Source organism: Rhizobacter sp. (genome assembly GCF_046595475.1).
Lineage (GTDB): Bacteria > Pseudomonadota > Gammaproteobacteria > Burkholderiales > Burkholderiaceae_C > Rhizobacter.
In genome coordinates, this window is sequence record NZ_JBKJOQ010000115.1 from 37,561 (window position 1) to 61,734 (window position 24,174).

Consider the following 24,174-nt stretch of genomic DNA (forward strand, 5'->3'; position numbering starts at 1 on the left):
ATGATGAACGCCACCGCCCTCATCGCCGAAGACGAGCCCCTGCTCGCTGCCCACCTCAAGGCCGAGCTGTCGCGCCTGTGGCCGCAGCTGAGCTTTGTGGCCACCGTGGGCCACGGCGAGGCCGCCGTGCAAAAGGCGCTGGAGCTGCGCCCGCAGATTCTGTTTCTTGACATCCGCATGCCGGGCCTGAGCGGGCTCGAAGCCGCCCACGCATTGGCCGAAGACTGGCCCGGGGGCGTGCCCTTCCCGCTGCTGGTGTTTGTGACGGCGCACGACCAGTACGCGCTCGAAGCTTTTGACCGCGCCGCCGTCGACTACGTGCTCAAGCCGGTGTCGCCCGACCGCCTGGCACAGACCTGCTCGCGCCTGCAGCTGGCCTTGCGCCAGCGCGAGCAAAACACCCTGCCCGATGCCGCCTTGGACACCACACTGGCCCAGTTGCGCAGCCTGCTGGGGGCGCACCCCGCACCGCCAGCCCCAAAGCTCAGCGTGATCCAGGCCGGCGTGGGGGCGTCCATCCACATGGTGAAGGTCGACGAGGTGCTGTACTTCGAGGCCGCTGACAAATACGTGCGACTGGTCACCCCCGAGCGCGAGCACCTGATTCGCATCTCGTTGCGTGAGCTGCTGCCACAGCTCGACATGCAGCGCTTCTGGCAGATCCACCGCGGCACCGTGGTGCGCGCCGACGCCGTCGCCACCGCCATACGAGACGAAGCCGGCAAGCTCACCCTCACCCTGCGCGGCCACAACGACAAGCTGGCCGTGAGTCGGCTGTACGCCCATCTCTTCAAGGCCATGTGATGCGTGATCGACCGCCCCGCGACAGCATCGAAGGCCGCGCCCATTGGCGCGTGCGCAAGAAGCTCTTCTTCTACAAGCACGCCGCACTGTTCGTGGCGGTCAACGCCGCGTTTTATGCCTACGCCGAATTGACGGGCCACCCGCACCGTGGCTTTGGCATGTTCTGGGGCTGGGGCCTGGGGCTGCTGATCCACGGAGTGTTCACCTTCATCAGCCTGCAAGGCGAAGGCATGCGCGAACGCATGATTCGAGAAGAGATCGAACGCATGCGGCGCGACAGGGGCGAAGACAAATAGGCACTGCATGAAAAAGAGCCGCTGTGTAGCGGCCCTTTTGATGTCAGCAGATCGGCAGATCAGTGGTGATGGTTGTCACGCGGAACCGGGCCGCTGCGATCACCGTGGTGGCGGTCATCGCGGTCTCGGTGGTCGTCACGACGGTCGTCATCGCGGTCATCGCGGTCATGGTGCCAGCGGGCGTCGTGCCAGCCACCGTGGCGAGGCCCCACCCAGTTGGCGCGAACCACGCTCGGGCCGTAGTAGTAGCCCGGCGCATACACCGGCGCAGGGCGGTACACCACTGGGGGTGGCGCCGGTCGATACACGACCACGGGTGCCGGCTCCCAATACACAGGTGCCGGCTCCCAATACACAGGAGCAGGCTCCACATACACGGGCGCCGGGGCTCGGTACACCGGCGCATTGGAAATCACGGTGCCTACCTGGGGCAGGTTGATGCCGACGGACCAGTGCACATCAGATGCTTGAGCGGTGCCAGCGCAGACAGACCCCAGGGCCAACAGGGTGGCGGCGAAAACGGATTTGCGGTTCAACATGGCGTGCTCTCCTTGTCAGAGCCGGCGGCAAATTGGCCGGTCTGAGCACACAACGGGCTGCGCCCCCTGCCCGTTCACACAGAGTTGGTAAAACTCATGTTGCTGAACGTAAAGCCCCGCTGACAACTAAAACTTCTCGCCCCTTTGCATCAGCTCCACCATGGCTTGCAGGTCAGCCAATTCGGTCAAAATTTCAAAAGTGAAACCCTCCCGCTGGCCCAGCCGGGTGCTGAGCATCAACTCGCTCAGGTGGGCCGGCAGCTGGGCCGGGGTCTGCCACAGCTCACACAGCCGGTTGACAAGGTGCGGGTGGCGACGAGCGGTGGCCAGAGGCTGGTAGCGCGGTGGCAGGCGCGCCAGCCACACATGCGTCTTGGGGGTCAGCGCCTGGGCCTGCGGCTTGCGTTGTGGGTGAGGCTGTGGCGGCACACGGCGGGGCGGTATGGGGTCGTCCAGAAACTTGGACGGCGTGGTCGTCGCCCAGGCGCTGTGCACGCTCTTGAGGGCTCTGTCGTCGGGCGGAGGAGGCTGGTTCATCTCGTCATTGTTCGAGACAGCACGCCTGTGCGATAGGCCTGGCGCCCCTTCAGCCATGGGGGTCGCCGCGAACGCGAACACCGGCCCTGTGCGAAGCGTCACGCGCCTGCGAAAGCGGGCCCTCGCTGAGGGTGCGGTCTACAATCATTTTTCGCTGTTTTAGCGGCTGTCTGCCCGCCGCCCCACCCCCTTGAATTCGAAGCGCCCTGCATGAGCGACCACAAAAGCCAAACGCCCACCGACGACCACAAGCCCAGCAATTTCTTGCGGCAAATCATCGAGCGCGACCTGGCCCAGGGCACTTACGCGAGCCGCCACTTTGCGGGCACACCGGGCGACGCAGCGCACCACGCCGCCGGCCCGCTCGACCCCGCCAAGATCCGCACACGCTTTCCGCCAGAGCCGAATGGCTACCTGCACATCGGGCATGCCAAGAGCATCTGCCTCAACTTCGGCCTGGCACGCGACTACGGCGGCGTGTGCCACATGCGCTTCGACGACACCAACCCCGAGAAAGAAGAGCAGGAGTACGTCGACTCCATCCTCGACGCCGTGAAGTGGCTGGGCTTTGGCTGGGAGTCGCAGGGCACCCGCCATCTGTACTACGCCAGCCACTACTTCGACTTCATGTACCGCGCGGCCGAAGCGCTCATCACGGCAGGCCTCGCCTATGTAGACGAGCAAACGGCCGACGAGATGCGCGCCAACCGCGGTGACTTCGCCACCCCCGGCAAAGACAGCGCGTACCGCTCGCGCACACCGGCCGACAACCTGGCCCGCTTTCGCGAGATGCGCGACGGCAAGCATGCCGATGGCGCCATGGTGCTGCGGGCGAAGATCGACATGGCCTCGCCCAACATCAATCTGCGCGACCCGGCTCTCTACCGCATCAAGCGCGCCACGCATCACAACACTGGCGACACCTGGTGCATCTACCCGATGTACACCTACGCACACCCGATCGAAGACGCGCTAGAAAACATCACCCACAGCGTGTGCACGCTCGAATTTGAAGACCAGCGCCCCTTCTACGACTGGCTGCTAGACCAGCTGTGCACACTGGGCCTGCTGGCCCAGCCCCGCCCGCACCAGTACGAGTTTGCGCGGCTCAACATCACCTACATCATCACCAGCAAGCGCAAGCTCAAGCAGTTGGTCGACGAACAGCATGTCAACGGTTGGGACGACCCCCGCATGCCCACCATCGTGGGCCTGCGCCGCCGCGGCTACACGCCTGAGAGCATTCAGCTGCTGGCCGAGCGCAGCGGTGTGAGCAAGGCCGGCGGCTGGATCGACTACAGCTCGCTCGAGATCGCCCTGCGCGACGACCTCGACCCGAAAGCCCCGCGCGCCTGCGCTGTGCTTGACCCGCTCAAGCTCAAGCTCACCAACTTTGACTACGTGTTCGGCAGCGAAGCGCACCAAGAGCCCTGCCACGCTCCTGTACACCCCGGCCACCACGAGCGCGGCCAGCGCGATTTCGTGCTGACGCATGAGCTGTGGGTCGAGCGCGAAGACTTCATGGCAGTGCCGACCAAGGGCTACCACCGTCTTTACCCCGGCAACAAGACACGCCTGAAGTACGGCTATGTGATCGAGTGCACCGGTTGCGAGAAAGACGCGCAGGGCAACATCACCGCCGTGCTCGCGCAACTCGTGCCCGACACCAAGAGCGGCACGACCGGCGCCGATGCGGTGAAGGTCAAGGGCGTGATCACCTGGGTCAGCGTGAGCACCGGCGTGGCGGCCGAGGTGCGCTTGTATGACCGCTTGTTCACCGAGGCCCAACCCGATGCAGGCGGGCGTGACTTCTTGAGCGTGCTCAACCCGGGCAGCAAGAAAACAGTGACGGCGTATGTGGAGCCGGGGCTGGCATCTGCCAAGGCCGACGACAAATTTCAGTTCGAGCGACACGGCTACTTCGTGGTCGACCGGCACGACAGCGCGCCTGGCCATCTGGTGTTCAACCGCACCACCACGCTGAAAGACGCCTGGAGCAAGTAGCCGCCGACCGCCCTCAGGCGCTCGGGCCGGCCCGCTTCTTCTTTTTGGCCGCCTGGCGCTGCGCGTCGGCCAGCTCGCCCGCCGCCAGCCACGCGGCGAACTCGGCCGGCGTTTCCAGCGTGACGCGCCCCAGGTTGCCAGCGCGAAAGTCGTAGACCACCACCTCGGCGGCTTTTTGCAGATTGATGCGGCCGCCGCTTTGCAGCGCGCCTCGTTTTCGGCCGATCTCAGCCAGCAAGTCTTCGTCGGCCATGCTGCTCACCTCGGCGAGCTTGTAGCGCTCGGCCAGCGCCGGCGCGTAGTGCAGCTTCAGGTAGCCCAGCAAGTCGAGCGCCACTTCTTCTTCATCAAAGGCATTGCGCCCCACTGCCCCGCTGGCCGCCAGGTTGTAGCCGGTCTTTTCGGCCACGATGCGCGGCCACAGCATGCCCGGGGTGTCGAAGAGGTAGAAGTCGCTCGCCAGCGCAATGCGCTGCTCGACCTTGGTGATGCCGGCTTCGTCGCCTGTCTTGGTGGCTTTTTTTCCGGTGATGGTGTTGATGAGCGTCGACTTGCCCACGTTGGGGACGCCGCAGATCAGCACGCGAAGCGGCTTGGCCATGCCCCCGCGCAGCGGCGCCAGCACGCGGCAAGCGTCGATCAGCCGCTGTGCGGGCGCAGTTTCAGAGGCATCGAGCGCGATGGCGCGCGTGGCGGGCATGGCGTTGTAGTGCGCCAGCCAGTCGGCCGTGCGGCTCGGGTCGGCCAGGTCTTGCTTGTTGAGCAGCTTGAGCTTGGGACGGCTGCCCGTCAGCTCGGCCAGCAGCGGGTTGGCGCTGGAGCCTGGCAGGCGGGCATCGAGCAGCTCAATAACAGCGTCGGTTTCCTTGATGCGGTCGGCAATGGCCTGGCGCGTCAGGTGCATGTGCCCCGGGAACCACTGGATGGTCACTTGGCGGCCTCAGAGCTTGCGAAACACGCTCGCCACGGCGGCGGGGGTGAGGTCGGCATCGTTCACGTTCACCGGGGGCAAGGACAGCAGCATCAGGCCGTTTTGCAGAATGCGCCGCTTGCCTGCGCCACTCAGCTGCAGGTAGGCACCAGCCAGGCTGCGGCAGGCCTCGGCCGACTCGCAGCTAAAGAGGGTCACTGGAATGTCGGGAATCGGTGTGCCAGCCGCGCTTGCGGCACTGGCGGCGCCGGCAACCAAGGACATGGACTCTACCGAGAAGAGCGCCGCATCGATCACCCCGCTAGGCAAGGCCGCAGCGGCGGCCATGCGCGTCACCGAGTGCTTCAGGCCGCTTTCGCGCAAGGCCGCTGAGAACGCTTCGATCGGGTTGGCGACCACGGCGGATGCCGCTGGCGCGGGAGCAGAAGCTGCTGCGAGGGCAGATGCGGCAGCAGACTTGGCGATGGCAGAAGCAGACGCCACGGCCGACACACGCTCGCCAGGCCGAGCCGCGCCCGTCACGCGCAGCGATTTGTCAAACGCGGCGGCTTGCGCATCGAGCAATGGAACCACGATCAGCAGCCAACTGGCGGCGAGCAGCAGCAGAAAGAAGATGTTGGCAATGAAGGCACGGGAGACGGTCTTTTCTGGGTCGGCCCGGTACCGAAAGAAGGTGTAAACGGCGGCAGGAAAACCGATGAAGAAGGTCGCGATGGCCAACGGCGTGTTGGAGCGACCCACCCGAAGAGACAACCAGATCTGGGAAATAACCGCCAGCCCCAATGCCCCGAAAAACAAACCCAAATCCGAACCCGAACCCATGTGCACCACCCTCAGTTCTCAACACGACACCGCAATTGCGGCGTGATTGTCTCAGAGGGTCGGGGGGTATCGGCTCAGTGCAGGTCGCTCAGCTGCACTGCGGGTGCAGAGTACTCGCGGCCCACCACCGCACGGGCGTACAGGTAGTTGTGGCGCGCCCTGTCGCTGAGCGAGTCCAGCAGTACATGCCCGCCTGCATCGCAGGGGAATGTCAACGCACGGCCCTCATGAAAGAGCGACTGGAAGCGCAACTCGTACTGAGCGGCTGACTGGAAGGAACCAAAGCTGGTGTTCATGGCAACGATCTCCTGCTGCACTACCCGTCATGACAACGTGAAACGAAGCTTAGGAGTTGACAGGGTTCGTGTCCCTAAGCGACTGCCTCTGCGTCATGTCCCAAATGGGATGAGACAACTGTAGGAAATCGCCTGACAAGTTTCATGTGACTTATGACCATTAGGGGGCCCCTCATTCGCGTGGGCGCGGGGAGCGCGAGGCGCGCAATGGTCGGTCAAATGTCGGGCTGTGCGCTCTGGAGGCGCTCTAATAGCCCGAAGGTGCAGACCCCGGCTGGCTGTCACCAGCCACTAGCGTATTGCCCATGCCGAGAAGCTCGCGCGCGCGTTGCAGGTTGAGCAGTTGGTCACGCGTGCGGCGGGCGTGGGCGCGATCGCGTTCGATCTCCCACACCAGCTTGATCAGCTCTTTGGGCGTGAGTGCGTTGCGCACGCGTCCAAGAGAGAAGGTGGCAAAGAGAGAGTCGCGTCGCAGGGTGTCGAGCAACAGGTCACGCACGTATTGCAGCCGTTCTTCATCGGTCATGCGCGGAGCGGCGCGCGCGTGGTCGGCCACCTTGAACGGCGTTTCGCGCACCTGTTGCACCCAATCAGGCACACGCGGCGTGTCAGAGATCGCGATCGTGGGCTCGACATAGCGCGCAGCGGGCTGAGCGCGGGGCGGGCTGATCCTTGCGGGGGGCGGGGCAATGGAGCTCACTTCGATGATCGGCAACACGGTGCCTGCGCTCATCGGCATCTGGCCCAGCCGCACCTCGGCCACGCGTGCAATCGGCTCGTCGTCGCGGTCGAATGCTTCATCACCGCTCGCGCTCAGCGCACCTGGCCGGGTGGACGGAGCGTCGTCGTCATCGGTCTCCGGCAACAGCTCGCCCATGGGGGTGAGTGCGCCTTCGGTTGCAAACACGTCGACTTCGACGCTCGTGAGCCGCGGCGTGTCGAGCGCGCCGGGCATGGTCTCGACGGGCTCGGGCGCGGCGATGTCGTCGGGAATCTCCACCAGCCCCATGCGCACCAGCTCTTCGAAGTGGCTGGTCTGCGCGCCCGCCTTGTGCGCCATGCCCAGCACCTCGCCCAGCGGCCGGCGGCCATCGACCAGCAGCAAAACCGTGCGATATCGCTGCCCCAGACCGCGCGTGCGGCGGCGCAGTTCATCTTGGCCGGATGGCGTCTTGACAGGGGCGGTGAGGTTTGGCATCGGGGGAGGGCAAGCGCACGATTGTCGCGCGACTGGCAAATCGCCGGGAAAGCACCCCCCTGGTGTCAAGCCAGGCGGAATACTGCGACGGCCTGAACCAGGCGTTGCGCCTGGTCTTTCAGGCTTTCGGCAGCGGCCGCGCTTTCTTCCACCAGCGCAGCGTTCTGCTGAGTCGCCTGGTCCATCTGCGTCACCGCTTCACAGACCTGGGTGACACCCGCGCTCTGCTCGACTGTGGCCGCGCTGATCTCGCCCACGATGGCACTCACGCGGTCGATGGCGACTACGATTTCGCCCATGGTGCGGCCGGCTTGGTCGACCAGCGCCGTGCCTTGTTCGACGCGCTCGACGCTGGCGCCGATCAGCATCTTGATTTCCTTTGCCGCTGCGGCGCTGCGCTGCGCCAGGCTGCGCACTTCGCCGGCCACCACGGCAAAGCCACGGCCTTGCTCGCCGGCCCGGGCGGCTTCGACGGCCGCGTTCAGCGCGAGGATGTTGGTCTGGAAGGCGATGCCATCAATGACCGAGATGATGTCGGCGATCTTGCGACTGCTGTCGGTGATGCCCTTCATGGTGTGCACCACCTCGCCCACCACCTGGCCGCCCTTGGTGGCCACTTGCGCCGCGCCCTGCGCCAGCTGATTGGCCTGGCGCGCGTTGTCGGCGTTGTTGCGCACGGTGACGCCCAGCTCGTCCATGGTCGATGCGGTCTGCTGCAGCGCACCGGCTTGCCGCTCGGTGCGGCCCGACAGGTCCTGGTTGCCTTCGGCGATTTGAGTGCTGCCAGTGGCCACGCTCTCCGAGCCCTCACGCACCTGGCGCACGGCATCGGTCAGGCCGGCTTGCATCGCCTGCAGGCTGGCCATCAGGCTGGTGCTGTCACCGGCGCGCAAGGTCACCGGGGTGCTCAGGTCACCGGCCGCCACAGCCCGCGCCACACGCACGGCTTCGCGTGGCTCGCCGCCCAGCTGGCTCAGCAAGCCGCGGGTGATCACCGTGGCCAGAACCGTCACCAGCACCAGCGCGGCGGCCAGCAAGCTCATCACCAGGGTCTTGGCCTGCGTGTAGGCGGCGCTCGCACGCTCGGCGGCTTGGCTCCCACCGGCGAAATTGAAGCTGGTGATCGCACCCAGGGCACCGACAGTTTCGTCGAGCGCCATGGCAGCGGCACCATCGCTGATGTCGGCGGCATCGGCTTGTTTCTTCTCGCGGCCAAGCGAGATCACGCGCTGGACGAACTTCTGGTAGTCGGCCCAGCCCTTGTCGACCGCGGCCAGCAGCTTGGTGTCTTCTTCGCCCATCGCGATGTCGCGGTAGGCCGAAAGCGCGGCGGTGGTGGTCTTGGTCGAGCCGGCGATCTTCTCTTCGTACTCGCTGTGGTAGCTGCGGTCTTCGGTGCGGCTGTGCTTGACTTCCATCTCGCGCATCTCGATCACCGCGGCACGCGCTTGCGCCAAGTGGCCCACGCCAGCCAGCCATTTGTCTGACAGCTCGCGGGCGCTGGCGTCTTCCTTGGCGAGCGACACCAGCGCCACGGCGCCCAGCAGAGCTGTGATGGCCAGCGCAAATGCAAAGGCCAGGGTCAGCTGACGCGCGACGCTCATGCGAGAGAAAGCGCCCAGGGCTCGGGTGACACGGTGCACGGGTTTCATCGTCAGGCTTACTGAAGCGGCAGGGCGGTACGGCGGGCCGTTACTTCTTGTGGCCGATGTAGCTCACGCCGATGATCTTGCCGCTCGCATCCTTGATGGGGTTGTAGCAAGCATCGAAGGCCGTTCCCAGCACGTCGATCGGGCCGCAGAACTGGTTGCCCTTGCTCACCGCTTCGTAAGCGGCGTTGCGTGCGAGCTGGGTGCCCACGCCGCGCTTGCCTTCGGGGGTGAGCACATTGGTGCTGACGCGCACGAACTCGTCGCCGTCTTTCACGAACACGGTGGCGGTGGCGTTGTGGGCCTTGCGCACGGCGTCGACGACGTCGTAGTTGTTGTTCATCTTGCGGTCACCGAAGTAGATCGCGGGTACGGTCTTACCGGCCACAGTTTCGGTGCCTTCCAGCTTGGGCGCACCAATCTTGGCGAGGCGGGTGTCGAGGTCGGCGATGGTGGCCTTGGGGTCGGCCGCGTAGGCAGACAGCGAGACGGCGATGAGGGCCGCAGTGGCCAGGGCGCGGGGATGGATCTTCACGGGCACACTCCGATGGACGAGGGGTTGAGGTCGGCAGACGAGCCGGGGATGCTTGGGTTTCGGCAACATTGGTCGAAACCTGAGTGCTCGCGCTGGAAATGTTCGCCCAGGCCGAGAAGTCGTCGCCGCAACTCGCACGCTGTGGGCGGCAGCCCTAGCGCGCTGCCGGCCGTCTGCCAGCCGTCTGCCGGAGATGTTGTGGACTACCGAACGGTCCGGTCGGCCCTCAGCTGCGCCACCTCTTGTGCGCTGTAGCCTTGCTGGGCTAGCACCGCGTCGGTGTGTTCGCCCAGTGAGGGCGCGCCCAGCCCTGCCACCACGGGCGTCTTCTGGAAGCGGATCGGGTGGCCGGTCACCTTGTAGGGCCCAAGGTCGCGATTGTTCAGCTGCCATACCAGGCCCAGCGCCTGGGCTTGCGGGTCGGTGTAGAGGTCGGAGCGGTAGTGGACGGGGCCACACGGCACGCCTGCCGCCTCAAGCACCTGCATCCAGTGGTCGTTGCCGTGCTGCTTCAGGCTCTGCTCAATGGTCTTCATCATCAGCTTCTGCTTGAAGTAGACCTCGTCGGACACATCACCCGCTTCCACATGTGAGTCTTCATCGACCACGCCGATGGCCGCGCAAAACTTGTCGCGCAGCTTGCGGTTGAGTGCCGCGATGCTGATGTAGCCATCGCCCGTCGAATACACGCGGTAGTAGGGGTTGGTCTGGCGGTCGGTCGGGCGGTGCAGGCAGTCAGGCACCTCAATCGCGCGGGCCGTGTCGGGCAGCTCCTTGCGCAGCCGCATCTCGGCGAACTGGTCGATGATCTGCGTGTGCTTCTTGCCCTCGCCATGGGCGGTCTTCAAGATCTGCTTTTCTTCTTCGTGCTGCTGCGCATCTAGCGAATCAACGTGCAGCGTGCCGATGGATTGCAGCGCCATGCCGGTGCTGAAGAGCGAGGTCTCGATCTTCTGGCCTTCTCCAGAGGCATTGCGGTGGTAGAGCGCGCTCACGATGCCCAGCGCATTGAGCATGCCGGTGCCGATGTCAATGTACGGAATGCCACCCGGCCCGCGGGGCGCGCCGTCTTCGTCGGCGTAGTTCGACATCACACCCGACGCTGCGTGGGCAATGATGTCGAAGCCCTTGCGCTTGCGGTACGGCCCCACCTCGCCAAAGGCGGTGCTAGACAGAAAAACGATGCGCTTGTTGATTCGAGAGAGCGTCTCGTAGTCAATGCCCAGCTTCTCGGCAGCGCCGGGCACGAAGTTTTGCACCACCACGTCGGCCTGCTCCACCAGCTTGTAAATGATGTCGCGGCCGGCAGGCTGCTGCAGGTCGACGCTCAGACTTTCCTTGCCGCGGTTCATCGCGAGCGACATGCGGGTGTTGCCCTGGTAGCGCTTGACGCTGCCCATGCGGCGCTCTTCGGCCCCGTCGGGTGGCTCGATCTTGATCACGCGCGCGCCCAGGTCGGCGAGCAGAAAACCGCAGTAGGGCCCGGCGATGTACTCGGAAAAATCAAGCACGGTCACGCCGCTCAGCAAAGCATTCATGGTGTCTCCCCCGGTCGCTTCTTGTCGCGTCTTGATTGAGGGTCAGCGCTGGCTGCGCGCCTTGCGCCCATCCACCTCGGCCAGTTGCTGCTTGAGCAGCAGCATCAGCACACGGGCCGTTTCTTCGCTGAAGCTCAGCGTGGTGCTGGGGGTGTCGTCGCCGCGGGCGTTGGTGGGCAAAACCAGTGCGTCGATGCGGGCTTCGACCAGCCCGTTGCGGTTGGCCATGGACTTGACTTTTTGCAGCTCGATCTGGAAGGTCTTCACAGGGGGCCTCCTGGGGATGGGAAGCCCGCAGGTTACTGCAAGGCCGCGCCCGCGTCTGACGCCGCCATGACAGCAGAAACGGAACAGGGCCGCCGGGAACACCTGGCGCCGACAAAGCCTATCGAAGCTGGGTAGCATCTCGCCCCATGAACCTCATCTACGTCGCCGACCCCATGTGCTCCTGGTGCTACGGCTTTGCCAAGCCACTGGACGAGCTGCTCGCGCAACCCGGCAGCGCGGCACCTTTGCAGCTGGCGCTGGTGATGGGCGGCCTGCGCCCTTTCACCACCGACGCCATGGCGCCAGCGCGCGCCGACGAGCTTGCGGGTCATTGGCACCACGTGGCCGAGGCCAGCGGCCAGCCGTTTGCCCAAGCACCCAACACCGCGCTGCACATTCCCGGCTTCATCTACGACACCGAGCCCGCCAGCCGCGCCACCGTCACGGTGCGCATGCTCTGGCCAAAGCTGGTGTGGCGCTACCTCAAGGCGGTGCAGCACGCGTTCTATGCAGAAGGCAAGAACGTGGTGCAGCCCGAGGTGCTGGCCGACGTGGCCGAATCGATGGGCATCCCACGGGCCGATTTCGCCCAGGCCTTCGCTTCGCAAGAAATGCGTGACGCCACGCTGGCCGACTTTTCACAGTCGCAAAGCTGGGGCATACGCGGCTTCCCGGCGCTGATCGCCGAGCACGGCGACCACCTGCACCTGGTGGGCCAGGGCTTTATGCCAATTGATGCGCTGCGCGAGCGCTTGCAAGCGGCAGGCGCTGCCCATCATTGAGCCCGATAAAGCCGCACCGAGCGCTGCTGTAGCCGTGCTTTCCCTGACTGGCGGCGCAGCGGCCTGCCGGCCTATCCTCGGCCTTCACCTGTGAGGAGACAAGCATGAAACGCCGCACACTTCTGCAATCGGCCGGCGCTGCCGCGCTGCTGCCGCGCCTTGCCATTGCGCAAGACAAATACCCCAGCAAGCTCATCACCTGGATCTGCCCCTACGCGGCGGGTGGCAATGCAGACAACCGCTCGCGCCAGGTGGCGCGCGTGATGCAAACGCTGCTGGGCCAGACCATCATCATCGACAACAAGGCGGGCGCCGGCGGCAACATCGGCACCGACGCCATCGCACGAGCCAAGCCCGACGGCTACACCATTGGCATGGGCAACTTCGCGCCCCTAGCCGTCAACCACGCGCTCTTCAAGAAGCTCAACTTCGACCCCTTCAACGACATCGTGCCCATCATGCTCATCGAGCGCGGCCCGCTGGTGCTGATGGTGCGCAGTGAGTCGCCCTACAAGACAGTGCAAGACATCGTGTCCGCCGCCAAGGCCTCGCCGGGCAAGCTCAGCTACGCCTCGGGCGGCATCGGGGGCACCCATCATCTGAGCGGCGCGCTGTTCGAGCATGCGGCGGGCATCGACATGATCCATTCACCGTACAAAAGCGGTGCCGCTGGCGCCACCGACCTGATGGGTGGCCAGGTCGACATGATGTTCGAGCAGATGTACGCCGCCGCACCTTCGCTCAAGAGCGGGCGCCTGCGCGGCATCGCTATCACCAGCAAGGCACGCTCGCCGCTCTACCCCGACCTGCCCACCATGGCCGAAGGGGGTTTCCCAGCCGTGGAGGTGTTGAACTGGCAAGGCATCGTCGGCCCCAAGGGCTTGCCGGCCGACATCGTGAAGCTGCTCAACAGCGTGGGCAACAAAGCACTGCAAGACCCGGCCCTGCGCAAGACCATCCTCGACCAGGGCAACGACGTGGTGGGCGGCACACCGGAAGAGTTCGCCGCCCTCATCAAGGCCGAAGCGCCACGCTGGGGCAAAGTGGTGAAAGACGCAAAGATCGAGCCGGAATGACCCACTTCTATCGTTGTGCCCGCTCAGGGGCTTAGCAGCACCGCCTTGAGCGTGTTGACCGTGGCCTGAACCGCATCGCCGGCCTTCCACTTGCGCTCGACCACCAGGTGCTGCCAGGTGTCGATGTGAACGAGGTGATAGCACCAGTCACTGGCGGTCTCGGGCGTCCAGCCTTTGGCCAGCCGGCCTTCTGAGTGCAGCCGCTTCATCAGCGACAGCAATCCGCTGCGCAAGATCTGCATGCGGCTTTCCCAGGCTTGGTGGGCATCGGCATCGGTGGCCGCAGCGGCAGTCAGCGCATGCGCCACGGTGAAGATCACCGGCACGTACTTGAACCACGCACGCACCACGGCTTCGAGCACCTCGTCGACGGCTTGTTCGGGCCGCGCCTTCCTCATGCGCGCAAGCTCGGGTGACGTGGCGTCGCGGTGCTCCACCATGGCCAGCAGCAAGCCCACCCGGTTGCCGAAGTTCACATAGAGCGTCTGCCGCGAAAGGCCGGCCTCTTTGGCAATGTCGGCCAGCGACACCGAGGCGTCCTGTCGCTCCTCGATCAGCCGCCAGGCGGCCTCCAGGATCCGGTTTCGCACATCGGGGAGGGTGTCTTCGTTGGCCATGGAAACGGCACTTTACACGCGTCAACTTGCGTGGTAGTTTACACGTGTAAATCTTCCGAGGAATATCAAATTGCACCTGATCACTGAGCGCACCGCAGACATCGGCTGCTCCATCGAAACTGCTTTCGCCTACGTGTCAAACATGGAGCGTTTTGGTGAATGGTTTCCCGCGGTGCGGGTCATCCACTCTGCAAATGATTTCGAGCACGCTCGACCGGGGAAGAAATACCTGGAAACCGTCGCCACGCCTCTGCGCGGCGAACGCAGCATCATGCTTACCGTCGTGGAGTCCGAACTCAACCAGCGGTTCGTCACCGAGGGAGCCTTTGCACCATTGCTTCCCAGGATGGAGATCAACTTTAGGAGCACAGGGCCCGCCTCCTGCCAGATCAGGTTGCGCATGCTCAGCCGCGGCCGGGGCGTTTGGTTGAAGTGGCTGCTGCTTCCCCTGGCACAGCTCGTGATGGACAAACGCGCAGCGATAGGCTTGGCGCGTCTCAAGAAGAAGCTTGAGCTTCTAGCGGGCGACAGCCATCGCGGCTGACCCGCAACCCGTCATGCCTTGCAGGCGCAGTTCCATTTCGCGCGGGTCGTTGACGGTGCGCAGTGCCGCATAGGCGATCTCGGCCTCGGGGTGGCGGCGGCGCAGGTAGTTGAGCCACTGCTTCAGGCGGCCCGGGCAGTGGCGCGGCACCACATGCTCGCCCACGAGTTGCCAGAAGTCTTGCATCAAGGGCAACAGCTCTGGCCACGACACCACGCGCCCCGGCGCGGCAATCGCAAGGGCCAACCCCGGGTCGCTCACCATGCCGCGGCCAAGCATCAGCATGTGGCAACCCGACGCTTCACGGCAGCGGCGCGCGTCGTCGGCATTCCAGATTTCGCCATTGGCGATGACGGGGATGGGCAGCGCCTCGCGTATCTGCTGAATGCGGTCCCAGTAGGCCGGCGGGCGGTAGCCGTCGGCTCGCGTCCGCGCATGCACCACCAGCTCTTCGGCGCCGCCGCGGTGCAACGCCTGCGCGCATTCGAGCGCCAACGAGGCGTCGTTGAAGCCCAACCGCATCTTGGCCGACACCGGCATGCCGGCGGGCACCGCGCGGCGCACGGCTGACATGATGGCGTGCAACAGCGGCGGGTCGACCAGCAGCGCAGCACCTCCCCCGTGGCGGTTCACCACCTTGGCCGGGCAGCCGAAGTTGAGGTCTATGCCGGCAGGGCCGAGTGCCGCCAGTTTGGCCGCGTTTTCTGCCAGGCACACCGGGTCGGAGCCCATCAGCTGCGCCCGCACCGGCACACCCGCGGGCGTGCGCCCACCGTTGCGCAGCTCAGGCACCACGCGCAGGAAGGCGCGGTCGGGAAGCAAGGTACCGGTGACGCGGATGAACTCGGAAACGCAACGGTCGATGCCCCCCACGCGCGTGAGGATGTCGCGCAAGGTGTAGTCGAGCAGGCCTTCCATCGGAGCGAGCAGGAGCGTCATGGTGAAGTGCAGTGCAGGTCGCGCATTGTCGGTATTCTTTCGACCTGTGAAATACGCCGCCTTCTTCCGCAACCTCAACTTGGGTCGGCCCAAGAGCCCCAGCAAGGCGCAGTTCGAAGTGGCGTTCATGGAGGCCGGCGCCGCGTCGGCAAGCTCCTTTCTCACCAACGGCACCCTGGTGTTCGAGGCTGGCTCAGCCGCCCGGGCGCACAAGGTGCTTGCCGGCGCCAGCCAACGCATGCACAAGAGCTGCGGCCTCGTCGAGCCGGCTTTTCTGCGCACGCTCGACTATTTGGGCGAGCTGGTGGAGGCAGGCCCTTTCTCGTGCGTAGACCCCGACAGCGTGTACGAGCGTTGCATCACCTTCCTGCAAACCGATAACAGGTGTTTGCCGGCTTTGCCGCTCGAATCGAAGCGTGGCGATGTAGAGGTCTTGATGTTCACCGACGGTGAAGCCTTGAGCGTGAGCCGCAAGCTTGGCGGCTCGCCAGGCAGCCCCAATGCATTTCTGGAGAAGCTGCTGGGCCAACCCGCCAGCACGCGCGCCTGGAAGACCGTGGTCCGCCTGGTCGAAAAACATGCCTGAAACCACCGCTTGCGCGCTGTTCGACACCCCCATCGGCCGCTGCGGCATCGCCTGGGGCCCACGCGGCATCACGGCTTTTCAGCTGCCCGAGCACACCGACGCAGGCACGCTGCGCCGCATGTTCCGCCAAGGCTCCGTCATGCTGCAGGGCACGCCGCCACCCGCCGTGCAAGATGCCATGGCCCGCATCGTGGCGCTGCTGCAAGGCGAAGCCGCCGACCTGCGCGACGTGGCGCTCGACTTCAGCGACACCCCCGCGTTTCACCGCCGCGTGTACGACATCTCGCGCGAGATCCTGGCGGGCCAGACGCGCACCTACGGCGAGATCGCCACTGAAATGGGTGACATGAATGTATCGCGTGCGGTGGGCCAGGCGCTGGGCGCCAACCCTTTTGCCATCATCGTGCCCTGCCACCGCGTGCTGGCCGCGGGTGGCCGCTCGGGTGGCTTCTCGGCCGGCGGCGGGGTGTCGACCAAGCTGCGCATTTTGCTCATCGAGCGGGCTCAATTCGGCAACGAGCCGGGCTTGTTCTAGGATCGGCCGGTTTTTCCTTCACTTCATCGGAGACGCTCTTGAAAACAAACGTGGTCTGCGCCATCGCGCTGGCATCCCTCACCGCCCTGGCCCTGCCGCTGGCGCAAGCACAAGCCGACGCCGCGGCCTCGGCTGCCAAGGAAGCCGGCGCCGTGGTCACGCCCAGCGGCTTGGTCTACCGCTCGCTGAAAGACGGCAAAGGCGCAAGCCCCAGCGCCACCGACACGGTGAAAGTGCATTACCGTGGCACCTTCCTTGACGGCAAGGAATTCGACAGCTCGTACAAGCGCGGCGAGCCGATCTCGTTCCCGCTCAACGGCGTGATCAAGTGCTGGACCGAAGGCGTGCAGAAGATGAAGGTTGGCGGCAAAGCAAAGCTCACCTGCCCGTCGTCTATCGCCTATGGCGAGCGCGGGGCGGGCGGCGGATTGATCCCACCCAACGCCACCCTGCAATTCGAAGTCGAGCTGCTCGACATCGCGCCCAAGCGCTGAATCAGCGCACCCGGCCCCTAGCCCCTAAGCCCCTGGCTTGAACAAGTCAGGGTGCTCGCGGCCATAGAAGCCGGCCGCTTCGTTGTGCGGCAGCTCAAGAAAGCGCCTGTAGCCCGGCACGCGTTGGTAGCCCAGCCCCACGAGAAACAGCCCCGCGCCAAACGCCATGTACAGCTGGTCGACATGCAGGCGGGCCAGGCCCACGCCAGCCAGCCCTGGCCCCAGCACCGCGGCCACTTGCATCACCATCATGTTCACCGAGATCATGCGGGCCCGAAAGTCTTGCGGGATCGCCAACATGCGCTGCGTGTGGCCAACGGTTTGAACCGTCATCACGCAGCCCCCGATCACGGTCAGCGCGGCCACCATCAGCCACGGTTGATGGGTGAAGCCCAGCAGCGCCAGCATCAGCCCTTCGCACAAGATGGCGCCGAAGCTCGCCCGAAAGCGCCCCACCTTGTCGGCCACCCAGCCCGAGCCGCCGAGCGAGCCCACCAGCATGCCCACCGAGAGCCCGGCCTCGCAGGCGCCCAGCCACGCGCCCGACAAGGAAAGAGACTGCACTTTCAACGGCACCAGCATGCCGATGCCGGGGCCGAAGAAGACCATCACCAGAAACGAAACGAAGGTCCAGCCCCGCTCGGTCGGGATCTTCCATTTGGCGGCCAAGCCGGCGCGCAGATCGGCCACCCAGCTGGCGAGTGAGCGCGACCCATGCGCTCGCGCAGGCAGCGCAATGCGCGAGGCCAGCAAGCAGGCGAGCAGCAGCAGCCCCGCATTCACCGACAGCGCGTTGGCTGTGCCGGCAAGCGCCAGCAACGCGCCCCCGATCACCGGCCCGAACAGCCGCCCCAGGGCCTGCGCGGTGCGCTGGTAGTCCAGGCCTTCGCTCAAGCGCTCAGAGGGCAACAACTCGGCCGCCATGCTGAGCGAGACCGGCGTCACCACCGACATCGCCAGCTGCTGGATCACCCCCAGCAAGATGATCCACTCGATGCGGTAGACGCCGCGGTGCGCAAGCGTGGCCAGCACCAGGCTCTCGACCAGCATGGCCGCCAAACCCGCGGTGATCAGCACCCGCTTGGAAACGCGGTCGCCCAGCGGCGACAGCAGCGGCAGCGCAAAGAACGACACCGTGGCCAGCAGCGAAGCGTAGAGCGCCAGGTCGCGCGCGCCGCCTTCATGCACGATCCACCAGGGCACGGCCACGTAGCCGACCATCATCGACAGGATCATCAGCGCGTCGCTCGCCAGCAGCGAGCGAAACGGCCGCCCCAGGCGGTGCCAGCCTTCGAGTTTCGCGCGGAGCAAACGCCCTCCTACGAGACAAGCGCCGAAGGCTGGCTCAACACGGGTGCGGGCGTGGCGTCGTCGTCATCGGTCTCTTCGCCGAGGAAGCCACCGCTCTGGTGTGCCCAAAGGCGCGCATACAGCCCGCCTTGGGCGAGCAGGCTGCGGTGGTCGCCTTCTTCGACGATGCGGCCCTTGTCGAGCACCACCAGCCGGTCCATCGCGGCGATGGTGCTCAGGCGGTGGGCGATGGCCACCACGGTCTTGCCTTCCATCAGCCGGTACAGGCTGGCCTGGATGGCGGCTTCGACTTCCGAGTCAAGCGCGCTGGTTGCTTCGTCGAGCAGCAAGATGGGCGCGTCTTTGAGCATCACCCGCGCGATGGCAATGCGCTGCCGCTGCCCGCCCGAGAGCTTCACACCACGCTCGCCCACGTGGGCGTCGTAGCCTTTACGCTCCTTGGCATCCGCCAGGGTCTGGATGAACTCGTGCGCTTCGGCGCGCCGCGCCGAGGCCAGCATTTCGGCTTCACTGGCATCAGGTCGACCGTAGAGGATGTTGTCGCGCACCGAGCGGTGCAAGAGCGAGGTGTCTTGCGTGACCATGCCGATCTGCGCGCGCAGGCTGTCTTGCGTGACCTGGGCAATGTCTTGCCCGTCGATCAGCACCCGGCCCTGGCCCACGTCGTAGAAGCGCAGCAGCAGGTTCACGATGGTCGACTTGCCGGCGCCCGAGCGGCCCACCAGGCCGATCTTTTCGCCCTGCCGTATGTGCAGCGAGAGCTGGTCGATCACCTGCCGCGCGTCGGGGCCGGTGGCGCCGTAGGCAAAGCTCACCTGGTCAAACTGTACTTCGCCCTTGGTGACGACCAGGGCACTCGCATCGGGCTTGTCGAGCACGGTCTGCGGTCGCGACAAGGTGGTGATGCCGTCTTGCACGGTGCCGATGTGCTCGAAGAGCGTGGTCATCTCCCACATCATCCAGTGCGAGATCCCATTGAGCCGCAGAGACATGGCGGTCGCCGCAGCTACGGCACCTACGCCCACCTGGCCTTGCGTCCACAGCCACAGCGCGGCGCCGGTGGTGCTCACGATCAGCACCACCGACAGCGCGTGGTTCACGATCTCGAAGGCGGTGACGAGCCGCATCTGGATCTTCACCGTGACGAGAAACTCTTCCATCGCCGAGCGCGCGTAGCCGGCCTCGCGGCCCGCATGCGAGAAGAGCTTGACGGTGGCGATGTTGGTGTAGGCGTCGGTGATGCGGCCCGTCATCAGCGAGCGGGCATCGGCCTGCGCTTGCGCCACGCGCCCGAGACGCGGCACAAAGTAGTAGAGGGCCGCGCCGTAGAGCGCCACCCACACGACCACGGGCAGGAGCATCCACAACGCGAAGCCGCCCAGCAAGGCCAGCAGCGTGACGAAATAGATCACCACGAACACCGCCAGGTCGCCCACGATGAACCAGGCATCGCGCACCGCCAGCGCGGTTTGCATCACCTTGGCGGCCACGCGGCCGGCGAACTCGTCTTGGTAGAAGCTCATGCTCTGGTTGAGCATCAGGCGGTGGAAGTTCCAGCGCAGCACCATGGTGAAGTTGCCGCCCAGCGTGAGGTGCTTGAGCGCCGTTTGCGCGCCCACCAGACCAACGCTCAGCACCAGCACGCCTATCAACAGCAGCAAAGAGGTGCGCTCCTGCGCCCACAGCTGCGAGGGCGCCACTTCGGCCAGCCAGTCGACGATGTGGCCCATCATGGCGAACAACAGCGCCTCGAACGCGCCGATGGCGGCCGAGAACGCCGTCATGCCGAACAAATACGGCCGCAAGCCCTGCGTGCCCGCCCACAAGAAGGCGAGGAATGCCCTGGGCGGCTGCGCAGGCTGGGCCTGCGGAAACGGATGGAACAGCTGCTCGAAAAAGCGGAACAAAAAAGCCCCTCGGTTTGGGTTTGAGCCCGCAAGGTTAGCGGATGTGTCCTCACGATAATGGCCGCTCTGCGTATGCCCACGATGTTGCGACCCACTCCGAGACAAATCCTGCTGGCGCTGGCTGGCCTGGCACTCATCAGCGCCATCGCAGTGGGCGTGACGCTGACCGTGCTGTACCAGCAACTGCCCGAACTCGACATGCTGGTCGAATACAAACCGCGCCAGCCGCTGCGGGTGTTCACACGCGAGGGCGTTGAGATCGGCGAGTTTGGCGCCGAGCGCCGCTACTACCTGCCCATCGCGCACACGCCCAAGCTGATTCAAGACGCGGTGATCGCCATCGAAGACACCGGTTTTCGCACCCACCCCGGGGTGAGCCTGAAGGGCACGCTGCGCGCGGCGGTGGCCAACCTGTGGCACTCGCGCAGCCAGGGTGGCTCGACCATCACCCAGCAGGTGGCGCGCACCTTCTACCTGTCGAAGAAGAAGTCGTACGCGCGCAAGCTGCGCGAGGCCCTGCTCGCCCTCAAGATTGAGCGCCGGCTCAGCAAGGACCAGATCCTTGAGCTGTACATGAACCAGATCTACCTCGGCCAGCGCGCCTATGGCTTCGAAGCGGCAGCACAGTCGTATTTCGGCAAGCCGCTCACGCTGCTCTCGGTCGCCGAGAGCGCCATGCTTGCCGGCCTGCCGCAGAACCCGCGCTACGCCAACCCCACCACCAGCGTCGAGCGCGCACGCAAGCGCCAGCTGCTGGTACTGGAGCGCATGCGCGCCACACAAGTCATCACGCAGAAGCAATACGAGATCGCCAGGGCCGAGCCCTTGCGGGTGCTGCGCCGCAGCGAAAACATCGTGCACGCCGAGTACGTGGCCGAGGCGGTGCGCCGCACGGTTTACGCCCAGTACGGCGAAGTGGCCTATAGCCTGGGCCTGAAGGTCACCACCTCGCTGCGCGCCGCCGACCAGCAGGCGGCCTACCGCGCGCTGCGCAGGGGCATGCTCGACTACGAGCGCCGCCAGCCCTACCGCGGCCCCGAAGACGATGAAGACTTGCCCGAAGGCGTGTCGGCCGACGACCCCGCCGCAGCCCAGCTGCTGGTCGACCACCCTGATGACGACGACCTGCGCGTGGCGCTTGTCAACGAGGCAGACCCGCGCGAGGTGATCGCCACGCTGGCCACTGGCGAGGTGGTGCGCATCACCGGCGAAGGCCTGCGGCCGGCGCAATCAGCGCTCTCGCGGCGCGCAAAAGCGGCGCTGCGCATACGCCGCGGCTCGGTGATACGTCTGCTGCTCGAAGGCAACCGCTGGACCATCACCCAATGGCCCGAAGTGCAAGGCGCGATGGTGGCGCTAGACCCGCGCGGTGGCCGCGTGCGCGCACTGGTGGGGGGCTTCGATTTCGGCCGCAACCAGTTCAACCACGTGACCCAAGCGTGGCGCCAGCCAGGGTCGAGCTTCAAGCCCTTTCTGTACTCGGCTGCACTCGAGCAAGGTGTGATGCCGGGCACGCTCGTCAACGACGCGCCCCTGCCGGCCAACGCCGACGGCAGCCCTCCCGAGTGGGACCCGAAGAATTCAGACGACCAGTACGACGGCGCGCTCACCCTGCGCGAGGCACTGGCGCGCTCGAAGAACCTGGTGACCATACGTCTCGTGCAACTGCTGGGCCCCGACGCCGCGCGGCTATGGGCGGCACGCTTCGGCTTCGAGGCCGACAAACAGCCCGACGACCTCACGCTCGCGCTAGGCTCAGGCGCCACCACGCCCTTGCAGCTGGCCAGCGCGTATGCCGTGCTGGCCAATGGCGGCTACGGTGTAAAGCCGGTGATGATCGAGCGCATCAGCAACGCGCAAGGCCAGACGCTCTTCGAAGCCACGCCGGCACAAGCCCTCACCGAGGCCGATCGGGTCGTGCCGGCGCGCAATGTGTACCTGACCAACAGCCTGCTGCAAGAGGTCACCCGCAGCGGCACCGCTGCCCGCGCGCAGGCGCAGCTGAAGCGCTCTGACCTGTACGGCAAAACGGGCACCACCAACGACGCGGTCGACGCCTGGTTTGCCGGCTTCCAGCCCAGCGTGGCGGCGGTGGTGTGGATGGGCTACGACAACCCGCACAGCCTGGGGGCGCGCGAGTCAGGCGGCGGCCTGTCGCTGCCGGTCTGGATTGACTTCATGCGCCAGGCGCTGCAAGGCGTGGCGGTGCAAGAGGCCGAAGCACCCGAAGGCCTGGCACAGGTCGATGGCGAGTGGGTCTACAGCGAGTGGGCCGCTGGGGGCCAGCGCACGCGCATCGGTTTCGACGAGCCGGAGCCCGCCAAGCCTTAACCCTTCTTGCGCAGCCCCCACACCTTCTGTGCCAGCGTCACCGCCACCAGGGTGAGCGCGCCCGCCACGACGCCCGCCAGCGCGTCGAGCAGAGTCGGCACCAGCGCACCAGCAAAGCCCCCCACACGCTGCGCCACGCCTTCGATGGCGTGGTGCAAGGCCGGCAAGCCGTGCGTGAGGATGCCACCGCCCACCAGGAACATGGCGGCCGTGCCTGCGATGGTCAGACCCTTCATCAGGTAAGGCGCCGCCCTCAGGATGGCGCGGCCGACCGGCGCACGCCAACCCGGCTTGCGGCTGAGGTACAGACCCAGGTCGTCGAGCTTCACGATGCCAGCCACCACGCCGTACACGCCGATGGTCATCAAGATGGCAATGCCCACCAGCACCACGAGCTGCGTGAGAAACGCGGCCGTGGCCACCGTGCCCAGCGTGATGGCGATGATCTCGGCCGAGAGAATGAAGTCGGTGCGAATGGCGCCCTTGATCTTGTCTTTCTCGAAAGCCACCAGGTCGACCTGCGGGTTGGCCAGCGCCTCGGCCAGCTCGGCGCGGTGGGCGCCGTCTGCGTCGCGGCTGTGCATCAGTTTGTGGGCCAGCTTCTCGAAGCCCTCAAAGCAGAGGAACAGGCCACCGACCATCAGCAGTGGCGTGACGGCCCAGGGCGCCAAGGCACTGATCGCCAGTGCCGCCGGCACCAAGATGGCCTTGTTCATCGCCGAGCCCTTGGCCACCGCCCACACCACCGGCAACTCGCGCTCGGCGCTCACGCCCGACACCTGTTGCGCGTTCAGCGCAAGGTCGTCGCCCAGCACGCCGGTGGTCTTCTTGGCGGCAACTTTGGTGAGCAGGGCCACGTCATCGAGCACAGTGGTGATGTCGTCGAGCAGGGCAAGCAGGCTGGAGGCCATGGGGCGATCAGTGGATGGTGATGGGAACCCGACTGATCGCAAGTGGCACGCCAACCGGGAGGCCGGCATGGTATCGCGGCCCTCTTACCGTCAAGGCTCAGAGAACGCGAAGGTCAAACTCAAAGAAGAAGCTCAGGCCCTCAGGTCGAGCAGCGAGCCCAGCATCTCGTGCTCGACCTGCACCGCGCGCAGGTTGGCCTTGAAGCTGTAGAGCGCCGTCATCTGGTCCACCGCGTCGGCGGCGAGGTCGCTGCCGGTGGCCTCGACATGCGTCACGCTGGTGCTCACGCCACCGCCTGCTTGCGTCTGCTGCAACACCTGCTGGCGTCGAAACGCCGGCGTCACCGCGTTGGCGACGTTGTGTGCAGAAACGCCCAGCCGTGTGGTGGCGGCGTTCATTCCTGAAATGGCGATGGAGGTGATGGTGTTCATGGCAGGCCCCTCGCCAGCTCTTTCGGCATGCGGGCCTGAAACTTGAGCCCGTCGTTATTCCCATGAGAGCGGGAACGCAGCATCGGACGTGGTGGATTCCCGCTTTCGAGGGAATGACGGCAAGCCGAGCCGATGCGCAGCGAGGCGTGTCTGGTGTTTTGTCTCCCCCTTCGGACGAGCTGAGCAGCACAGGGCTTTGCGGGGCGCGCGCAGCGCGCATCAACCTCTGACTTCGGGCAGCTGTTAGAGCGCAGCGGCCGCAGGCCGCGTAGCGAGTTCTGCCCGACCCGCAA

At 65.6% G+C, this 24,174-nt stretch carries 26 protein-coding genes; 10 read left to right on the forward strand and 16 right to left on the reverse strand.

Annotated features, from left to right (window positions below; genetic code table 11):
- The first annotated feature begins 3 nt into the window (after positions 1–3).
- The gene (locus AC30QB_RS21260; RefSeq protein ID WP_489548270.1) at positions 4–804 is read left to right on the forward strand and encodes a LytR/AlgR family response regulator transcription factor; all 801 of its coding nucleotides are present in this window, start codon (positions 4–6) and stop codon (positions 802–804) included.
- The gene (locus tag AC30QB_RS21265) at positions 804–1,100 is read left to right on the forward strand and encodes a 2TM domain-containing protein (protein ID WP_489548271.1); all 297 of its coding nucleotides are present in this window, start codon (positions 804–806) and stop codon (positions 1,098–1,100) included. The genes AC30QB_RS21260 and AC30QB_RS21265 overlap by 1 nt, the downstream gene beginning before the upstream one ends.
- Positions 1,101–1,159: 59 nt before the next feature.
- On the opposite strand, the gene AC30QB_RS21270 is transcribed toward AC30QB_RS21265, so the two are convergent.
- Positions 1,160–1,639 (reverse strand): hypothetical protein, encoded by a 480-nt coding sequence (locus tag AC30QB_RS21270; RefSeq protein ID WP_489548272.1) that lies wholly within the window; start codon positions 1,637–1,639, stop codon positions 1,160–1,162.
- Positions 1,640–1,765: 126 nt separating this feature from the next.
- Positions 1,766–2,176: a hypothetical protein gene (locus AC30QB_RS21275; protein WP_489548273.1), complete on the reverse strand. Its 411-nt coding sequence runs from the start codon at positions 2,174–2,176 to the stop codon at positions 1,766–1,768.
- Between the two features lie 210 nt (positions 2,177–2,386).
- Between AC30QB_RS21275 and AC30QB_RS21280 the strand changes: the two genes are divergently transcribed.
- A complete protein-coding gene (locus tag AC30QB_RS21280) occupies positions 2,387–4,180 on the forward strand; it encodes a glutamine--tRNA ligase/YqeY domain fusion protein (protein ID WP_489548274.1) in 1,794 nt (597 codons plus the stop codon).
- A gap of 13 nt (positions 4,181–4,193) precedes the next feature.
- Here the strand turns inward: AC30QB_RS21280 and ylqF are convergent, their stop codons facing one another.
- The 8 genes from ylqF to AC30QB_RS21320 form a co-directional block, all read right to left on the reverse strand.
- Positions 4,194–5,111: a ribosome biogenesis GTPase YlqF gene (ylqF, locus tag AC30QB_RS21285; RefSeq protein ID WP_489548275.1), complete on the reverse strand. Its 918-nt coding sequence runs from the start codon at positions 5,109–5,111 to the stop codon at positions 4,194–4,196.
- Between the two features lie 9 nt (positions 5,112–5,120).
- On the reverse strand, positions 5,121–5,933 hold the full coding sequence (locus tag AC30QB_RS21290; RefSeq protein WP_489548276.1) for a hypothetical protein: 813 nt from the start codon (positions 5,931–5,933) through the stop codon (positions 5,121–5,123).
- 74 nt (positions 5,934–6,007) lie between these two features.
- Positions 6,008–6,229: a hypothetical protein gene (locus AC30QB_RS21295; protein WP_489548277.1), complete on the reverse strand. Its 222-nt coding sequence runs from the start codon at positions 6,227–6,229 to the stop codon at positions 6,008–6,010.
- Between the two features lie 247 nt (positions 6,230–6,476).
- Positions 6,477–7,427, reverse strand: a complete 951-nt coding sequence (locus tag AC30QB_RS21300) for a hypothetical protein (protein ID WP_489548278.1) — start codon at positions 7,425–7,427, stop codon at positions 6,477–6,479.
- A gap of 65 nt (positions 7,428–7,492) precedes the next feature.
- The gene (locus AC30QB_RS21305; RefSeq protein ID WP_489548279.1) at positions 7,493–9,079 is read right to left on the reverse strand and encodes a methyl-accepting chemotaxis protein; all 1,587 of its coding nucleotides are present in this window, start codon (positions 9,077–9,079) and stop codon (positions 7,493–7,495) included.
- A 40-nt stretch (positions 9,080–9,119) separates the two neighbouring features.
- Positions 9,120–9,611, reverse strand: coding sequence for a Cache 3/Cache 2 fusion domain-containing protein (locus AC30QB_RS21310; protein WP_489548280.1), 492 nt, complete (start codon positions 9,609–9,611; stop codon positions 9,120–9,122).
- Between the two features lie 203 nt (positions 9,612–9,814).
- Entirely contained in the window at positions 9,815–11,149 is a 1,335-nt protein-coding gene (locus AC30QB_RS21315; RefSeq protein WP_489548281.1) for a CaiB/BaiF CoA transferase family protein, read from the reverse strand.
- Between the two features lie 42 nt (positions 11,150–11,191).
- On the reverse strand, positions 11,192–11,416 hold the full coding sequence (locus AC30QB_RS21320; RefSeq protein ID WP_489548282.1) for a hypothetical protein: 225 nt from the start codon (positions 11,414–11,416) through the stop codon (positions 11,192–11,194).
- A gap of 146 nt (positions 11,417–11,562) precedes the next feature.
- On the opposite strand from AC30QB_RS21320, the gene AC30QB_RS21325 reads away from it, so the two are divergent.
- Together AC30QB_RS21325 and AC30QB_RS21330 are read left to right on the forward strand one after the other, a co-directional pair.
- The gene (locus AC30QB_RS21325) at positions 11,563–12,198 is read left to right on the forward strand and encodes a DsbA family protein (RefSeq protein ID WP_489548283.1); all 636 of its coding nucleotides are present in this window, start codon (positions 11,563–11,565) and stop codon (positions 12,196–12,198) included.
- A gap of 104 nt (positions 12,199–12,302) precedes the next feature.
- Positions 12,303–13,274 carry a Bug family tripartite tricarboxylate transporter substrate binding protein gene (locus AC30QB_RS21330; RefSeq protein WP_489548284.1) on the forward strand — a complete coding sequence of 324 codons (972 nt, stop codon included), beginning with the start codon at positions 12,303–12,305 and terminating at the stop codon, positions 13,272–13,274.
- A 23-nt stretch (positions 13,275–13,297) separates the two neighbouring features.
- On the opposite strand, the gene AC30QB_RS21335 is transcribed toward AC30QB_RS21330, so the two are convergent.
- Positions 13,298–13,891 carry a TetR/AcrR family transcriptional regulator gene (locus tag AC30QB_RS21335; RefSeq protein WP_489548285.1) on the reverse strand — a complete coding sequence of 198 codons (594 nt, stop codon included), beginning with the start codon at positions 13,889–13,891 and terminating at the stop codon, positions 13,298–13,300.
- Positions 13,892–13,961: 70 nt separating this feature from the next.
- On the opposite strand from AC30QB_RS21335, the gene AC30QB_RS21340 reads away from it, so the two are divergent.
- Complete coding sequence (locus tag AC30QB_RS21340) at positions 13,962–14,435, forward strand: SRPBCC family protein (protein WP_489548286.1); 474 nt, start codon at positions 13,962–13,964, stop codon at positions 14,433–14,435.
- Here AC30QB_RS21340 and AC30QB_RS21345 read toward each other — a convergent pair.
- Entirely contained in the window at positions 14,409–15,374 is a 966-nt protein-coding gene (locus AC30QB_RS21345; protein WP_489548287.1) for a tRNA dihydrouridine synthase, read from the reverse strand. The genes AC30QB_RS21340 and AC30QB_RS21345 overlap by 27 nt on opposite strands.
- A 46-nt stretch (positions 15,375–15,420) precedes the next feature.
- Here AC30QB_RS21345 and AC30QB_RS21350 point away from each other — a divergent pair, with 46 nt between their 5' ends.
- The 3 genes from AC30QB_RS21350 (at position 15,421) to AC30QB_RS21360 (ending at position 16,989) form a co-directional block, all read left to right on the forward strand.
- Positions 15,421–15,960: a DUF1697 domain-containing protein gene (locus AC30QB_RS21350; protein ID WP_489548288.1), complete on the forward strand. Its 540-nt coding sequence runs from the start codon at positions 15,421–15,423 to the stop codon at positions 15,958–15,960.
- Positions 15,953–16,495 carry a methylated-DNA--[protein]-cysteine S-methyltransferase gene (locus AC30QB_RS21355; RefSeq protein WP_489548289.1) on the forward strand — a complete coding sequence of 181 codons (543 nt, stop codon included), beginning with the start codon at positions 15,953–15,955 and terminating at the stop codon, positions 16,493–16,495. Before AC30QB_RS21350 ends, AC30QB_RS21355 begins: the two co-directional genes overlap by 8 nt.
- A 92-nt stretch (positions 16,496–16,587) precedes the next feature.
- On the forward strand, positions 16,588–16,989 hold the full coding sequence (locus AC30QB_RS21360) for an FKBP-type peptidyl-prolyl cis-trans isomerase (protein WP_489548296.1): 402 nt from the start codon (positions 16,588–16,590) through the stop codon (positions 16,987–16,989).
- Positions 16,990–17,013: 24 nt separating this feature from the next.
- Here AC30QB_RS21360 and AC30QB_RS21365 read toward each other — a convergent pair whose 3' ends face one another.
- Positions 17,014–18,300: an MFS transporter gene (locus AC30QB_RS21365; protein ID WP_489548290.1), complete on the reverse strand. Its 1,287-nt coding sequence runs from the start codon at positions 18,298–18,300 to the stop codon at positions 17,014–17,016.
- A gap of 8 nt (positions 18,301–18,308) precedes the next feature.
- Positions 18,309–20,207, reverse strand: coding sequence for an ABC transporter ATP-binding protein (locus AC30QB_RS21370; RefSeq protein WP_489548291.1), 1,899 nt, complete (start codon positions 20,205–20,207; stop codon positions 18,309–18,311).
- Between the two features lie 81 nt (positions 20,208–20,288).
- Between AC30QB_RS21370 and AC30QB_RS21375 the strand changes: the two genes are divergently transcribed.
- Positions 20,289–22,538: a penicillin-binding protein 1A gene (locus AC30QB_RS21375; RefSeq protein ID WP_489548292.1), complete on the forward strand. Its 2,250-nt coding sequence runs from the start codon at positions 20,289–20,291 to the stop codon at positions 22,536–22,538.
- Here the strand turns inward: AC30QB_RS21375 and AC30QB_RS21380 are convergent.
- Positions 22,535–23,449 (reverse strand): DUF808 domain-containing protein, encoded by a 915-nt coding sequence (locus AC30QB_RS21380; protein WP_489548293.1) that lies wholly within the window; start codon positions 23,447–23,449, stop codon positions 22,535–22,537. The genes AC30QB_RS21375 and AC30QB_RS21380 overlap by 4 nt on opposite strands.
- Before the next feature lie 132 nt (positions 23,450–23,581).
- Positions 23,582–23,881, reverse strand: a complete 300-nt coding sequence (locus AC30QB_RS21385) for a flagellar basal body rod protein FlgC (protein WP_489548294.1) — start codon at positions 23,879–23,881, stop codon at positions 23,582–23,584.
- Between the last annotated feature and the right edge of the window lie 293 nt (positions 23,882–24,174).

Excerpts from the sequence above, each read along its gene's own strand:
- AC30QB_RS21260 (WP_489548270.1), top strand. The coding sequence starts at position 4 with ATGAACGCCACCGCCCTCATCGCCGAAGACGAGCCCCTGCTCGCTGCC.
- AC30QB_RS21265 (WP_489548271.1), top strand. The coding sequence starts at position 804 with ATGCGTGATCGACCGCCCCGCGACAGCATCGAAGGCCGCGCCCATTGG.
- AC30QB_RS21270 (WP_489548272.1), bottom strand. The coding sequence starts at position 1,639 with ATGTTGAACCGCAAATCCGTTTTCGCCGCCACCCTGTTGGCCCTGGGG.
- AC30QB_RS21275 (WP_489548273.1), bottom strand. The coding sequence starts at position 2,176 with ATGAACCAGCCTCCTCCGCCCGACGACAGAGCCCTCAAGAGCGTGCAC.
- AC30QB_RS21280 (WP_489548274.1), top strand. The coding sequence starts at position 2,387 with ATGAGCGACCACAAAAGCCAAACGCCCACCGACGACCACAAGCCCAGC.
- AC30QB_RS21290 (WP_489548276.1), bottom strand. The coding sequence starts at position 5,933 with ATGGGTTCGGGTTCGGATTTGGGTTTGTTTTTCGGGGCATTGGGGCTG.
- AC30QB_RS21295 (WP_489548277.1), bottom strand. The coding sequence starts at position 6,229 with ATGAACACCAGCTTTGGTTCCTTCCAGTCAGCCGCTCAGTACGAGTTG.
- AC30QB_RS21300 (WP_489548278.1), bottom strand. The coding sequence starts at position 7,427 with ATGCCAAACCTCACCGCCCCTGTCAAGACGCCATCCGGCCAAGATGAA.
- AC30QB_RS21305 (WP_489548279.1), bottom strand. The coding sequence starts at position 9,079 with ATGAAACCCGTGCACCGTGTCACCCGAGCCCTGGGCGCTTTCTCTCGC.
- AC30QB_RS21315 (WP_489548281.1), bottom strand. The coding sequence starts at position 11,149 with ATGAATGCTTTGCTGAGCGGCGTGACCGTGCTTGATTTTTCCGAGTAC.
- AC30QB_RS21325 (WP_489548283.1), top strand. The coding sequence starts at position 11,563 with ATGAACCTCATCTACGTCGCCGACCCCATGTGCTCCTGGTGCTACGGC.
- AC30QB_RS21330 (WP_489548284.1), top strand. The coding sequence starts at position 12,303 with ATGAAACGCCGCACACTTCTGCAATCGGCCGGCGCTGCCGCGCTGCTG.
- AC30QB_RS21335 (WP_489548285.1), bottom strand. The coding sequence starts at position 13,891 with ATGGCCAACGAAGACACCCTCCCCGATGTGCGAAACCGGATCCTGGAG.
- AC30QB_RS21345 (WP_489548287.1), bottom strand. The coding sequence starts at position 15,374 with ATGACGCTCCTGCTCGCTCCGATGGAAGGCCTGCTCGACTACACCTTG.
- AC30QB_RS21355 (WP_489548289.1), top strand. The coding sequence starts at position 15,953 with ATGCCTGAAACCACCGCTTGCGCGCTGTTCGACACCCCCATCGGCCGC.
- AC30QB_RS21375 (WP_489548292.1), top strand. The coding sequence starts at position 20,289 with ATGTTGCGACCCACTCCGAGACAAATCCTGCTGGCGCTGGCTGGCCTG.
- AC30QB_RS21380 (WP_489548293.1), bottom strand. The coding sequence starts at position 23,449 with ATGGCCTCCAGCCTGCTTGCCCTGCTCGACGACATCACCACTGTGCTC.
- AC30QB_RS21385 (WP_489548294.1), bottom strand. The coding sequence starts at position 23,881 with ATGAACACCATCACCTCCATCGCCATTTCAGGAATGAACGCCGCCACC.